At 55.7% G+C, this 13169-nt stretch carries 12 protein-coding genes; 8 read left to right on the forward strand and 4 right to left on the reverse strand.

Going from position 1 to position 13169, the window contains the following annotated elements:
* Positions 1–64: 64 nt before the first annotated feature.
* The 3 genes from BQ8290_RS04360 to BQ8290_RS04370 all read left to right on the forward strand — a co-directional run bounded on the left by BQ8290_RS04360 (position 65) and on the right by BQ8290_RS04370 (position 4631).
* Complete coding sequence (locus BQ8290_RS04360; protein ID WP_108787958.1) at positions 65–2257, forward strand: primosomal protein N'; 2193 nt, start codon at positions 65–67, stop codon at positions 2255–2257.
* 93 nt (positions 2258–2350) lie between these two features.
* Complete coding sequence (locus tag BQ8290_RS04365) at positions 2351–2995, forward strand: hypothetical protein (protein ID WP_108787960.1); 645 nt, start codon at positions 2351–2353, stop codon at positions 2993–2995.
* 64 nt (positions 2996–3059) lie between these two features.
* On the forward strand, positions 3060–4631 hold the full coding sequence (locus BQ8290_RS04370; protein ID WP_108787962.1) for a cryptochrome/photolyase family protein: 1572 nt from the start codon (positions 3060–3062) through the stop codon (positions 4629–4631).
* A 5-nt stretch (positions 4632–4636) separates the two neighbouring features.
* Here the strand turns inward: BQ8290_RS04370 and BQ8290_RS04375 are convergent, their stop codons facing one another.
* Positions 4637–5422: an SIP domain-containing protein gene (locus tag BQ8290_RS04375; protein WP_108787964.1), complete on the reverse strand. Its 786-nt coding sequence runs from the start codon at positions 5420–5422 to the stop codon at positions 4637–4639.
* A 138-nt stretch (positions 5423–5560) separates the two neighbouring features.
* Here BQ8290_RS04375 and BQ8290_RS04380 point away from each other — a divergent pair, with 138 nt between their 5' ends.
* Together BQ8290_RS04380 and BQ8290_RS04385 are read left to right on the forward strand one after the other, a co-directional pair.
* A complete protein-coding gene (locus BQ8290_RS04380; RefSeq protein WP_108787966.1) occupies positions 5561–6193 on the forward strand; it encodes a glutathione S-transferase N-terminal domain-containing protein in 633 nt (210 codons plus the stop codon).
* Positions 6194–6355: 162 nt separating this feature from the next.
* The gene (locus tag BQ8290_RS04385; protein ID WP_108787968.1) at positions 6356–6988 is read left to right on the forward strand and encodes a hypothetical protein; all 633 of its coding nucleotides are present in this window, start codon (positions 6356–6358) and stop codon (positions 6986–6988) included.
* Between the two features lie 28 nt (positions 6989–7016).
* On the opposite strand, the gene BQ8290_RS04390 is transcribed toward BQ8290_RS04385, so the two are convergent.
* Entirely contained in the window at positions 7017–8099 is a 1083-nt protein-coding gene (locus BQ8290_RS04390; protein ID WP_108787970.1) for a methylated-DNA--[protein]-cysteine S-methyltransferase, read from the reverse strand.
* A 193-nt stretch (positions 8100–8292) separates the two neighbouring features.
* On the opposite strand from BQ8290_RS04390, the gene BQ8290_RS15080 reads away from it, so the two are divergent.
* Positions 8293–8793, forward strand: a complete 501-nt coding sequence (locus tag BQ8290_RS15080; protein WP_337660999.1) for a hypothetical protein — start codon at positions 8293–8295, stop codon at positions 8791–8793.
* Here BQ8290_RS15080 and BQ8290_RS04400 read toward each other — a convergent pair.
* Positions 8781–9476 carry a hypothetical protein gene (locus tag BQ8290_RS04400; RefSeq protein WP_108787974.1) on the reverse strand — a complete coding sequence of 232 codons (696 nt, stop codon included), beginning with the start codon at positions 9474–9476 and terminating at the stop codon, positions 8781–8783. The two genes, BQ8290_RS15080 and BQ8290_RS04400, sit on opposite strands and share 13 nt — an antisense overlap.
* Before the next feature lie 227 nt (positions 9477–9703).
* On the opposite strand from BQ8290_RS04400, the gene BQ8290_RS04405 reads away from it, so the two are divergent.
* On the forward strand, positions 9704–11311 hold the full coding sequence (locus BQ8290_RS04405) for a trypsin-like peptidase domain-containing protein (protein WP_108791889.1): 1608 nt from the start codon (positions 9704–9706) through the stop codon (positions 11309–11311).
* 208 nt (positions 11312–11519) lie between these two features.
* Here BQ8290_RS04405 and BQ8290_RS04410 read toward each other — a convergent pair whose 3' ends face one another.
* The gene (locus tag BQ8290_RS04410; protein WP_337661000.1) at positions 11520–12347 is read right to left on the reverse strand and encodes a TauD/TfdA dioxygenase family protein; all 828 of its coding nucleotides are present in this window, start codon (positions 12345–12347) and stop codon (positions 11520–11522) included.
* A 262-nt stretch (positions 12348–12609) separates the two neighbouring features.
* Between BQ8290_RS04410 and BQ8290_RS04415 the strand changes: the two genes are divergently transcribed.
* Positions 12610–13164 carry a F0F1 ATP synthase subunit delta gene (locus BQ8290_RS04415; protein WP_108787978.1) on the forward strand — a complete coding sequence of 185 codons (555 nt, stop codon included), beginning with the start codon at positions 12610–12612 and terminating at the stop codon, positions 13162–13164.
* Positions 13165–13169: the final 5 nt, after the last annotated feature.

The raw sequence follows: 13169 nt of genomic DNA on the forward strand, positions 1-13169 counted from the left end.
CAACATGAAATTTTGAATCGAACGGTGGCGGCGGCGGCGCGGTGCCCATATACCCGGCCTAATCATGAACCGCGTCCGCCTTCTTGTCCTCAACGCCGCGCTCGGCCCGCTTGATTACAAAGTGGCAGATGGCATGCAGGTCGAACCCGGCAGCGTGGTGATCGCCCCGCTAGGGCCGCGCCAGGTGACCGGTATCGTATGGGACGAAGGGCGACTGCCCGGTGCTCTGGTGGACGCCAGCAAATTACGCGCCATTCGCGAAGTGGTCGCGGTGCCGCCTTTATCGCTCGCTTTGCGCCGATTGATCGAATGGACCGCCGATTATTATTGCGCCAATTTGGCCAGCGTCGCACGCATGGTTTTGTCCAGCGGGGGTGCATTGGGCGGTCCAACCACGACCACCGAATACCGGTTAAGCGATAAAGAGCCGCAAGGCCGACTTACAGCGCAGCGCAAACTCGCCATAGAAGAATTGGGCGGCGAAGCAGATCGACCGCAGGGCACAATCCGCGAATTGTCGGCCATCTCTGGCGTATCCGAAGGGGTATTGCGCGGAATGGTCGGCGCCGAATTGATCGAACCGATTGTTGTTTCGATCGATCGCCCCTACCCACCCTCCGACGCAGATTTTCATCAACCTGCGCTTTCTCCCGATCAATTGTCCGTCGCCAAATCCTTGGTTCAGGCGGTGGAACAACGCGATTTTGAACCTTTCCTTCTGGATGGGGTCACAGGATCCGGCAAAACCGAAACCTATTTTGAACCTGTTGCTGAGGCGATCCGGATGGGTCGACAAGTTCTCGTTCTTCTGCCTGAAATTGCGCTAACAGAAAATTTCCTAACGCGGTTTGAGAGCCGGTTTGGGACCGCGCCGGTCCAATGGCATTCTTCCCTTAAATCGACGGAACGTCGCCGGGCGTGGCGGGCCATAGCCCAGAGCCCCCAAGATGGGGGCGCACAGGTTATTGTAGGTGCTCGCTCTGCTCTGTTCCTGCCTTATGCCGATCTGGGGCTGATCGTGGTCGATGAAGCGCACGAAGTGAGCTTTAAGCAAGACGATGGCGTGCGGTACAATGCCCGTGATGTGTCGGTCATGCGGGCGCATTTTGAGTCGATCCCGGTGATCTTAGCCAGCGCAACCCCTGCATTGGAAAGCCTGCACATGGCCAATTCGGGGACCTACACAAAATTGGTCCTGCCAAGCCGGTTTGGCGGCGCGCAATTACCGACGATCAAACTGGTGGATTTGACGGTTGAGAAACCCGCCAATGGTCGATGGCTGTCTGCCCCCTTGATCGAAGGGTTGGAAGCGCGATTGGCAGCTGGCGAACAATCCCTGCTCTTCCTCAACCGTCGTGGATACGCGCCGCTTACTTTGTGCCGAAATTGCGGGCATCGATTCCAATGTCCCAATTGCAGCGCGTGGTTGGTTGAACACCGCCTATCATCGCGATTGGCTTGTCACCATTGCGGGTTGGAGACTACACCTCCCGATGCTTGTCCCGATTGCGGTGAAGCGGATTGTTTGGTTGCGTGTGGCCCCGGCGTGGAACGGATCGCGGACGAAGTTGGCGAGTTGTTTCCAGAGGCAAAGGTGGCGGTCGCCACATCCGATACATTGGGATCGCCAGAACGCGCCGCAGAATTCATTGCGAAGGCAGAAGCGCGCGCCATTGATGTTATCGTCGGCACGCAATTGGTCACGAAAGGGTTTCATTTTCCGGAACTCACATTGGTTGGTGTGATCGACGCCGATTTGGGTTTGGAAGGCGGCGATTTGCGCGCGGCGGAACGCACCTATCAACAAGTCGCTCAGGTCGCGGGTCGCGCTGGGCGCGGCGCAAAGCCGGGCGAAGTCTTGCTGCAAACCCGTCATCCCGATGCGCCGGTGATCGCGGCCTTGGCCGATGGCGATCGCGATGCATTCTACGCCGCCGAAACAGAGGCACGACGCGATGCCGGCGCGCCACCATTTGGGCGATGGGCCGCAATCATTCTTTCATCGGAGGATGAACGCGAAGTCCGCGCGGCGGCGGCTCATTTGGGCGACAATCGCCCGGTTCAAGACGATCTGTACATCCTTGGCCCTGCCCCGGCCCCAATGGCGTTGTTGCGCAACCGCTATCGCTACCGCTTCCTCGTCAACGCCAGGCGCAGCGCCAATTTGCAGGCGACATTGCGCGATTGGGTCAGCCGGCAAGATTTCCCGCCCGGCGTGCGTGTCGGGGTGGACATAGATCCCTATAGTTTCGTCTGACGAGTGATCCGTTCCCGGGATGCCATTCCTTACAAGGTTTGCGAGGGCGCCATGATCTATGTCCTCAATCCTAAACTTTAGGGGGAACACCACATGAAGAAATCTGCCGTAATCCTTGGAACGGCGTCCTTGGCGCTATCGGGGTGTTTTGCGCCGCCAGAACCCATTGTCTTGTCCGATGACTCGATCGAGGCGGCACGGACGTGTTTTGTCGCGCAAGGAATGGTCCTTCGCGAAGGTAAGAGCGAAGGCGACGCCGTCTCCTATACCGAGCTGGCGGAATCGATGAAATATGCTTTGGCCGCCGCGGCTCAAACAGAGCCTTTCTCCACCGAAACCGTCAGCGCAGTGTTGAACGGCACATCCGACATCATCGATCAGGTGGGGCAACAGGATTACACAGGTGCCATCGCGGATTGCGATGCGCGGTTTGGTACCAATGAACCGGTGTCCTTACCCGAAGAGGATGCGCAAGCGGTCCTAAGCTGTTTGACCCTTTCGGCTTTCTTGCAAGGTGCGGCGGAATCGCAGGCGGCAGAATTTGGGGATGACGGTGCGTCTGTCGTTGCCCTTTTCGAACGGCTCGAAGCGCGAATGGAAACCGATCCCGATGTGCTTGTCCTATTGATCGGCAGCGATGGCGATGACGTGATGAACAGCGCCACGCAAACCGCCTTTTCCGCTGGATCGCCGCAAGAATTCATAAATCAATGCGCGGCCCGCTTTCCAGCTGAATAAGCCTACACTAGTCGGCAATTGAACAACGCGCGGCACCGGATCGGGTGTCGCGCGTTGTCGTATCATGTCGGCAATCGCTCCCACCTTGATACCCGTTTTGGGTGATCAACTTTCGCACAACCTCGCCAGCCTACGCGGTGCATCGCCATCGAACACTGTGGTGTTGATGATGGAAGTCTGGGATGAGGCGACATACGTCAAACATCACAAGCAAAAAATCGTCCTGATCTTTTCCGCTATGCGCCATTTCGCCGCTGAATTGCGTAAAGCGGGATTTGATGTCGATTACGTTGCGCTCGACGATCCCGACAATGCGGGCACTTTCACCGGTGAAGTGGCGCGCGCGATCGAGAGGCACAATCCCAAGGCGATACACATCGTCGAAGCCAGCGAATGGCGGGTGCAGCAAGCAATCGAGGAATGGCCTGACAAATTCGATTGCCCCATAGAAGTGTTGGGCGACGATCGTTTCCTTTGCACGCCCAGCGAATTTCGCGATTGGGCCGAGGGACGCAAGGCGTTGACGATGGAGCATTTCTATCGCGAAATGCGGCGCAAAACGGGCTTGTTAATCGACAATCAGGGCAGACCGGTCGGCGGCGAATGGAATTACGATAAAGACAACCGTGAACCACCCAAAGGCACGATGAACGCTCCGTCCCCGCCCAAATTTTCGCCCGACGCCATCACCACAGACGTTATCCGATTGGTGGCCGATACATTTGACGACCATTTCGGAAACCTCGATCAATTCGATTGGCCGGTAACGCACGAAGAAGCTGAGCAAGCAGCCGATGCTTTCTTTGCCGAACGGATCGAGAAATTCGGCCCCTATCAAGACGCAATGGTGCATGGATCGGACGATTTGTACCACTCGATGCTTTCGACCAGCATAAATTGCGGCTTGCTAGATCCTATGGATCTGTGCCGCCGTGCCGAAGAAGCGTATACAGAAGGGCGCGCTCCTCTGAATTCAGTCGAAGGGTTTGTCCGTCAAATCATCGGTTGGCGCGAATATGTGCGAGGATTTTACTGGCGGTTTATGCCCGATCTCGCGACGGACAATGCCATGAACGCGCACCGTCCGCTGCCTGAATTCTTTTGGACAGGCGACACAGACATGCGCTGTCTATCCGATTGCATTCGATCCACACACAACAACGCCCATGCTCACCATATTCAACGATTGATGGTTCTGGGCAATTTTTGCCTCTTGGCGGGGATCAATCCGCAGGATGTCCAAGATTGGTATTTGGCCGTCTACGCCGATGCGTTTGAATGGGTGGAATTGCCCAATGTTGCAGGGATGATATTGTACGCTGATGGCGGAAAGCTGGCGACAAAACCCTATGCGGCGAGCGGCAATTACATCAACAAAATGTCCGACTATTGCAAAGAGTGCCGGTACAAGGTGACCGTAAAAACGGGCGAAGATGCGTGCCCGTTTAATCCGCTCTATTGGCATTTCATGGATCGCCATCGGGAACAACTTTCCAACAATCACCGCATCGGCCGGATCTTTGCCACTTGGGATCGAATGGGCGAGGAAAAACAGCGCGAATACATCAACAGCGCCGACACATTCCTCGCCTCGCTCACACCGGCAAGCAGCGGTTGGGCGCGATCGACATCATAGCCGGCTTATGCTGTCTGAACTGCAGGTGCGGATTGGGCATCCTGCCGTTTAATTTTCTTGTGCTGACCTTCATCAAATCCGTGTTTCCAATAGCTGGAAATATACAGGTCACGCGGGCCCAAACCCATTTCATCGCGGAGAAAGGCCCGGCACGCGCGCATGCCGGCAAATTCGCACGCAACCCAAGCATAGACCGAACCGTTCGGTCGCTGTGCAGCGCGCAGAGCATCCGATAGCAATTCAGGTCGCAATCCAGGTTGATCGTTCACGATCCATTCGATCGTGATGCCATCCGGTGCGGCCAATTCGACCGCATCCTCCTCATGTTGAATCTCTATCACTGCGATGCCTTTTACCGTGTCAGGCAAAGAGCGAAGATTGGCTGCAATGGCGGGTAAAGCCGACATGTCGCCCGCCACCATCAAATGATCGCGATCGCTTGCAAACGGTTTGGCAGGGCCCGGCCCGCCAACACGGATCGTATCGCCTTCTTTCACGCTTAAAGCCCATGAGGTTGCGGGCCCAGCCGCGTTGCCGCCATGCAAAGCGAATTGAATATCTATCTCGCCAAAATCACCTCCTACCGGAGCGCGCTGATCGTGGATCGTATAGGTTCGCATGGTCGGTTTGCCGAGAAGCTTGCCCGATGACAGCATCAATTTCACATAGCCCCCCGCTTGATCAACTGGGAAGCCACGCATCCCTTTTCCGCCAAGGGTAATCTGATGCAGGGAAGGAGACACACGCTGAGCGCGCAGTACGGCTAACGAACGGGGGAGTGGGTTTGTCATGCTCCATATATATTGCGAATGATTATCATTTACAAGAGTGGGGCTGTAATTATTTCACGACGCCGCGGCAACAAAACGCTCGACACTATCGCCAAGGACAGCAATTGGTGATCAACAATCCAACCAAAAGGTCCCTCCATGTTGATCATTCACCACCTACGCATTTCACAATCCGAACGCATTGTCTGGCTGTGTGAGGAGTTGGGGCTCGACTACAATCTCAAACTCTACAACCGGGATCCTGAGACACGATTGGCACCGGCCGAACTAAAAGCTTTGCACCCGATGGAAATTGCGCCGCTTATCCAAGATGGCGACACCTTGTTGGGCGAAAGCGGGGCGATCATGGATTATATCGTCGGCAAATATGCGCCCGACACCGATTTAGTGCCCGGACCAGACCATCCCGATTTTGCGGAACACCTCTATTGGTATCACTTTGCCAATGCGACGTTGATGACCAACGGCATGATGAGCATTGCGGTGAACGCGGTTGGCGCGGAAATGCCACCACCCTTGATGAAGCGGGTGACCAATGCATGGGCCGCGATTGAAAGACGTTTGGGGGAGGCCGATTACTTTGGCGGCGCTCAATTGACGACGGCGGATATCATGTTGGGCTTTTCGCTCACCACAGCGCGCGCGTTCAACGATATGAGCATCGATCACATGCCGAATTTGAAAGCCTATCTGAAACGGATCGGCGCACGCGATGCCTATCAACGCGCAATCGCGGCGGCTGAACCGGGCTTTCCGCCTAAGTTGGATTGATCGACGGAGGAATAAGTGAAGCTCAGGGAAACCCCGGCAAACGGGGCTCAAACAGGGCTTAAGATTACTCCCACCCAACCTTTCTATGAATTGGTGAATCGGGCTTATTCTGCCTTTAGCGGCAGCAATCCTGCAAATGTCGACGTGTGCACGCATTGTTGCATGTCCAAAGAGACGGAAGCCGATTTCTTTCGACATGGAATCCAAGACCTACCCGCGCAATATTTGAAGGAATGGTTCTCCGCTGCATATGCGACCGGCGGCGTGGAGAAAGACATTTGGACATACCTATTGCCCCGAGTTCTGGAGGTTCTGGCGCTTGGCAAAGAACCAGATTGTTGTGGAATCGAAATTTCGCTCAATCGCTTTAAAACTGGCAATCCAGACAATTGGAACAAGGCACAATGGAGCGTGCTAGATCAATTTCAACGCCAGTTTTTGCGGAGCGGATTTGAGACTGAATGTGTTTGGCAGGAGCACTCGCTCGACGACATTTTGTGCATGTTTGCGCTTGGTGGCTGGTCACTCGATGACTTGCTCAATCAAGTTAACGAAATTTCTGACGAAGCATTAGCTCGCCGGCTTTTCCGCGACTGGTGCCAGGATTTCGGCGGCTATGGGACCATCTGGGCAACCAGTTTCTGGCCTAAGGCCGACGAAAAAAAAGTGATGGGGTTTTATACATCGGACGCGCTTAGGCTGAGAATGGAGAGGCTGGCCCTTTCCGATGATTGCGAGAAAGACGTCGCCCAAATGGCATCCGATTTAGTCACAGTGATCGAAGACGCCGGCTGAAGGGTATGGGCCGCCCGCTTGGTTAGGATCAAAAGAGCTGCTTTGAGTCGGGGGCAATTTCGGCCCCTTCGCGCTGCAACAATTCGCGCTTGATTTCCGGCCCATAGGCATAGCCCCCAATGCTGCCGTCGGCCTGAACCACTCTGTGGCATGGGATCAAGACGGCAATGTTGTTCGCCCCATTTGCCCCACCAACCGCGCGGCTGGCGTTGGGATTTCCCAGCAACATGGCAAGCTCGCCATAGCTGCGCGTTTCTCCGGCCGGGATTTCACGCAAAGCGCTCCAAACCCTTTGTTGAAAGGCGGTCCCTTTCACATCGAGAGGGATCGCGGACATATCGCTCGAAGGTTCCTCTACTGCCTTAACCACCGCATCGAACAAATCGCGCAATTGTTCGCCCGCCGGGACCAACTCCGCCTTGGGAAAGCGCGCCCGCAGATGCGTTTCGTCTTCACCAAAAGACAAACAGCACACACCTTTATCCGTTGCCGCTAGCAACATGTCACCGATCGACGTTGTCACTATGCTCCAATGAATGGTGCGCCCAGCGCCGCCTCCGGTCCAATCCTTTGCCGCCATGCCAAGTTTTCCCTTTGTCCCATCGTAAAATTGCGACGGTGACGAATAGCCCGCTGCATAGAGCGCATCTGTAACAGCAACACCATTTTCGAGCGCTTCTCTAACGCGGTCCTCGCGCAATGCGCGCGCAAACGCAGCCGGAGAAAGGCCGACCGTGCGTTTGAACAGGCGTTGGAAATGGGTCGGAGAATATCCGGTTAGGTCTGCCAATTCATCCAATGTCATACCGCCGCCGCTATGTTCGACCCTGGCTCTGATCGCAGCAATTGCAGCTAAGATGCACGCTTCCTCGGCGCTTTGCGTGTTCGGCGAACATCTCTTGCACGCCCGCAGGCCAGCAGCCTCTGCATCAACGGGGCCCGCGTAAAACCGGACATTTCTGCGGTGCGGTGCGCGTGCCGGACAACTGGGCCGGCAATAGATGCCGGTGGAGTGAACTCCAGTTACAAACACGCCGTCATACCTGCGGTCTTTGGCCATCGCGATGCGCCAACGATCATCATCACTCAAAAGATCTGCTTCAATCGTCATGCGATCGTTCCAAAATTCCTATCACGCGGGCGATCGTGCCCTGCTGTTGGACCACACAATAACTGGAATTGAACGCGGGTCGTCCCGATTCTTGCGCTCAATGGCATTTGTGGTCAAAAATGCGAAAGTACGTTGCGGGATCACGGGCGGCGGATCGACCACAACAATGCGGAGAGAGTACATGAATGCGCAGATGCAGAATATCGCAGCTTCATCGGCGTTAGCTCTCGCGATCCTTGCTCTATCGGTGCCATCTGCCGCGTCCGCAGCCAATTCAGAAACCGATCCTGCAACAACACAGGATGCTTGCCATTCGCACCACGTCAACGGTCCCAACAATGACATACCAAACACGTGCCCCTGCATCATAGAGCGGGCTGGCGCGGCCGGGTTTTCCGATGATCAGCTACTGGAATTTTTTGCCGGTCCGTTGAATCGGTTTGATCCGCCGCCTGATATGAACCGTGTAACTTTCAACCGATTGCGCCGGATAGAGCGAGCCTGTGTTTTGGATGTACGATACGCACAATTATCGGATGCAAAAGACAACCCCGAACCGTCATCCAACCCTCAACCCGACGGCTCTTACACCGCTCGACCGATCCAGCCCCACCCTGAAGGAATAGGGCAGAATTCGGGGCCGTGTCATACGCAATCTGGCCCCTTGGGATCGCTGCTCACTTACTTTTCCTGAATAGACAACGCAATGTCTCGCGCACGTCGTTTCAACGTTTCTAAAGTGTCGGGATTGTCAGTGAAATCATAGGCGTGGACTGCGAAAATGTACCCACCGATCAACGTGGTGCAACCGGCAGCAAGCGCCTTGTCTCGCTCCCCTTCCATGGTGATCCGCATTATTCCCGATGCATAAAGGCAATCGTCATCAAACCCGTCAAAACCGTAGTCCTGCGTTTCCAACGTAATCGCGCCATCGCTGCTTTCTTCGAGCATATCGATGTCTTCTTGCATGACAGTTTCGACCAGGTCTGAGTTTTCGAGTTGCTGCTCCATCATCGCGAAAAAGGCGTCGCGTGCCATCGGCACTTGAAATTCTGCGCGAGGGGTTTTGACCAAGACATAATACACTGCGAATGTCCCACACACATCCATATCGACCAAAGTTCGATTGCGGATATCGTCGGCAGCGGTCTCATCCGATAGGACTTTCTCCTCCCCACGGGGCAGGCAATAGCCATCGGGCATAGGCATCACAAACATCGCGTCAGAGACTGCAAATTCCACCTCAGTCACAGATTCGACCGGCAACTCGACCTCGGCCGGTGCCGGTGCCTTACCCTTTTGAGCGAAAAGCGGCGTGGCCACAGAAGCGATCAGAGCAATCGGCAAAGCCAGCCGTAATGAGCGAACGCAAATCATACCAAAACCCTTCCAAATCAGACCGCTATTACCTCTTAATAAGGCATAAAGTCGCGTGACGCGCTCGCATGGTCAAGGCTTCATTTTTCTGCCTTTTGCAATTGTCGGTAAGGATTGAGTGTCATGGAAAGACAAACGAGGGTTATAGTGACTGCATGAATTGTGATTCTGAATTTTCGCGCGGGCGTTCTGTCCCATATCTGCGCCGGATCTGGGCAGCATGGGTGATGGCCTCCCTCGCTATCGTGGCTGCAGCAAATTCGGTGCCGGCGTTTGCGGATGCCGGGGATATCGATGCCGCTGCGCGCGGCGTTGTGCGGGTCGTTCTAATCGACAGCAGCGGGGAAGATGTCACCCCTGTCACGCATGGCAGCGGATTTGCGGTCACCCCTACAATGATCGTCACCAACGCGCATGTTATTCGCGAAGCGTTGTTGGATGACACATTACGGATCGGCATCGTGCCAAGCGAAGGCGAAGCTGGCACATTCGCCACTCCTGTCGCCGTTAGTCCGCGTAACGACTTGGCATTGCTGCAGTTTTCTGGAGGCACATTGCGCCTCCCCCCTCTGACAATAGCGGGCGGCGTTTCCGGGGATATGGGAGAGGTGTCAGCCGTCGGCTATCCGATGAATGTTGACTTGGCTCAGGGTCTGGAAATTCGGGATATCTTCCGCGCTCAGCCACCGGTGAAAAGCCGCGGATTCCTCTCGGGAGAACGACCCAGCCGCCAATTCGATACGATCCTGCACACCGCCCCGATTGCGCGCGGCAATTCCGGCGGACCGTTGTTGGACGGGTGTGGCCGGGTCTTGGGCGTCAATTCATTCGGTGCGGATTCGGATGGGTCGGATGCAGAATTCTACTTTGCGGTGTCGCTGCGCGAGTTGCTGCCCTTCCTCCGTGACAATTCGGTTGAGCCGTCGGTGAACGCGTTGCCCTGCACTTCAATCGAAGAATTAAACGCTGCCGAACGCGCGCGTTTCGACGCGCAAAGAGCGGAAGCGCGCGAAAGGCTCGAAGCCAGAGAGCTGGAGCGCCGTGAAGCCCGCGACGCCGCACGCAACAGAGCGCAGTTTGAGGTTTTTGAAGCCCGTGAAAACGCCATTGCATTGGCCATGGTGCTGCTTTTGGTGGCGATTGGTTCTAGCTATGCTGCAGCGCAACTGCGCAAAAACATTGCCGACACGAAAAGCCAGACACGCGCCATTATCGCGGCGGGAATTGCGGGCGCTGCGATAATTGGCACGGTGTTCGTGTGGGTCACGCGGCCCGGGTTCGAGGACGTTGATGATCGGGTCGCTGTCATTCTAGGCGAAGCGCCACAGGGCGATGGCGACGGAGTGGATGGTGATCCAACTGGCGGATCAAGCGAAGGGACATTGATTTGCACTCTCGTCCCCGAACGCAGCCGCATCACCGGCGCACGCACCGACGATGTCGAATTCGCATGGGCCGCCGACGGTTGCGTTAATGAGCGCACGCAATACGGCATGGTCGGGGGCGACTGGACCCGTGTTTTGGTTTCTGAAGACGAGGCGGCGGTGTCGATCAACACATATGACCCTGAAAGCCGCACTTTCCGCACGGATCGATACCTACTGGGTCGGGCCGAAATGGAACAAGCGCGCGCGGCGCGGGGCGAATACGATCCTCCAGCTTGCGGGGTGACCGATGCACAAATGACATTGGGCGAACAACAAAGCGCGCTTATCGCTTTGTTGCCCGATCGTCCGAACGAACGGCTGGTCTATTCGTGCAACAGCAAGCGCGCAGGCGGCGTAAGCGGCGCATTGGGGGCGGCGTTTGATGAGGAATTTGGAGACGGCGGTTAGGCCGTGTTCTGATTGATCAAAGCCGCGTGAGGCCAATCCGGTTTGGCCAAGTCAGAGGCTTTAAGACCGAGATTCAGTTCAGAAGAACATCTTATGAGCGTCTATCGTTCTGGTATTCGCGAAGTGATTGAGTTGGGCAGCGACGCCGCAATCCAGAGGTTGGCTCGACCCGCCCCCGGAATGCTGCGTTTGCCTTATACGATGGCTGTTAAGCAGCCAACGCCTCACCCGATAGAGTGATCCGGTGCATTTCGCGGCGATGGCCCGCATAATCGTTCATGGCGTTGTGCCAGCTGGTCCGGTTATCCCAGATCGCAACAGTGCCCGGCTTCCATTGAAGACGGCATTGGTTGTCCTCGGTCAGCGCAGCGTTACACAATTCCGTGAGCAAAGGCAGGCTTTCGTCGCGTGTTTGACCAACAAAATTGATCGTGAAGGCTGTGTTTACATAGAGCAGCTTGCGACCCGTTTGCGGGTGACGGATCACCACAGGATGCACCGCACCGGTTTTTAGATCTTGCCCGCGCAAATGTTCGCCCATGTCGGTTTGAGCATAAAGGCCGCCTTCTTTGTAAACATGGTCGGCCGTATGAAACGCCTCCAAATTCTCAATCTTGGCCTTGAGATCGTCGGACAGCGCATCATAAGCGGCGCCCATATGCGCCCACATTGTATCGCCGCCGGTTGGTGGCAATTCGCGCGCAACCAACACCGAACCCATCGCAGGGATTTGGTCATAGGAATGATCAGTGTGCCATGCGCCACCAATATTGGTGTTTTGAGTGGGCTCTTTCTTGACGACCGAAATTTCGTCGTAATCGCCTTGCTGCGGGAAGTAATTGTTGATGTCCATCCCGCCCCAACGCTTGCCAAAGGCAATATGGTTTTCAGGGGTGAATTCCTGATCGCGGAAAACCGCGACGCCATGTTCATAGATTGCGCGGCGGATGTCATCCATCTGCGCGTCGGTGCAATCCGCCAAAGAAACGCCGGAAATTTCGACGCCGCATTTTGGGGCCATTGGTGTGAGTTGCATGTGTCTTCTCCCATTACACACTTACCTATTGGTAAGTGACATGGTATCTTTCTGTTGATTTTGCAAGTGTCGCGTCAACACCCCCGCCCACTCCCCTCAAAGACTATTGCACGACAAATCACATGAACCGCGCGCACTCCGCTTGCGTAATCGGGAATCAATTGCTAGGCGCGCGCCAGCTTTTGGATCGGTGCCCCTCACGCATCATACGCCGATAAGCTGCATCGTCATTCTTCACTCTGACATCAGAGGATTTCAACGCGTGGAAATTTCCGCCGGTATTCAGTCCAGCCTGGCAGGGCGTTACGCTTCGGCCCTTTTCGAATTGGCCAGCGAGGGCGGCAGTGTGTCCGCTGTCGAATCAGATCTTGAAACGTTGGGCGCCGCGCTCAACGAGTCGGATGATTTGCGCGCCGCGACCACCAACCCTCAGCTTTCGCGAGAGGAACAAGGTCAGGCTGTCGACGCCATCGCCAAGCATTTAAAGGTGAGCAACCTCACCACCAATTTCCTCGGCGTTCTTGCTGGCAATCGCCGGTTGTCCAAATTGCCCGATATGATTGGTGCTTTCAAATCGATCGCAGCGGCGCAACGCGGCGAAGTTACCGCCACCGTCACCAGCGCGCATCCGCTGAGCGACGATCAGGTCGCCACTCTCAAGAACAAATTGACCGCCCGTGAAGGCCGCACCGTCATGCTAACCGCTGACGTGGATCCTGATCTTTTGGGTGGACTTGTCGTTACCATTGGATCGCAGCGCATTGATGCCTCGATCCGCACCCGCCTCAACTCACTATCACAGGCCATGAAGGCCTAAGCCAA

The sequence above is a fragment of the Erythrobacter sp. Alg231-14 genome, assembly GCF_900149685.1.
In the GTDB taxonomy this organism is placed as follows: domain Bacteria; phylum Pseudomonadota; class Alphaproteobacteria; order Sphingomonadales; family Sphingomonadaceae; genus Erythrobacter.

Excerpts from the sequence above, each read along its gene's own strand:
- BQ8290_RS04365 (WP_108787960.1), top strand. The coding sequence starts at position 2,351 with ATGAAGAAATCTGCCGTAATCCTTGGAACGGCGTCCTTGGCGCTATCG.
- BQ8290_RS04370 (WP_108787962.1), top strand. The coding sequence starts at position 3,060 with ATGTCGGCAATCGCTCCCACCTTGATACCCGTTTTGGGTGATCAACTT.
- BQ8290_RS04360 (WP_108787958.1), top strand. The coding sequence starts at position 65 with ATGAACCGCGTCCGCCTTCTTGTCCTCAACGCCGCGCTCGGCCCGCTT.
- BQ8290_RS04375 (WP_108787964.1), bottom strand. The coding sequence starts at position 5,422 with ATGACAAACCCACTCCCCCGTTCGTTAGCCGTACTGCGCGCTCAGCGT.
- BQ8290_RS04390 (WP_108787970.1), bottom strand. The coding sequence starts at position 8,099 with ATGACGATTGAAGCAGATCTTTTGAGTGATGATGATCGTTGGCGCATC.
- BQ8290_RS04380 (WP_108787966.1), top strand. The coding sequence starts at position 5,561 with ATGTTGATCATTCACCACCTACGCATTTCACAATCCGAACGCATTGTC.
- BQ8290_RS15080 (WP_337660999.1), top strand. The coding sequence starts at position 8,293 with ATGCAGAATATCGCAGCTTCATCGGCGTTAGCTCTCGCGATCCTTGCT.
- BQ8290_RS04405 (WP_108791889.1), top strand. The coding sequence starts at position 9,704 with ATGGCCTCCCTCGCTATCGTGGCTGCAGCAAATTCGGTGCCGGCGTTT.
- BQ8290_RS04400 (WP_108787974.1), bottom strand. The coding sequence starts at position 9,476 with ATGATTTGCGTTCGCTCATTACGGCTGGCTTTGCCGATTGCTCTGATC.
- BQ8290_RS04410 (WP_337661000.1), bottom strand. The coding sequence starts at position 12,347 with ATGCAACTCACACCAATGGCCCCAAAATGCGGCGTCGAAATTTCCGGC.
- BQ8290_RS04385 (WP_108787968.1), top strand. The coding sequence starts at position 6,356 with ATGTCCAAAGAGACGGAAGCCGATTTCTTTCGACATGGAATCCAAGAC.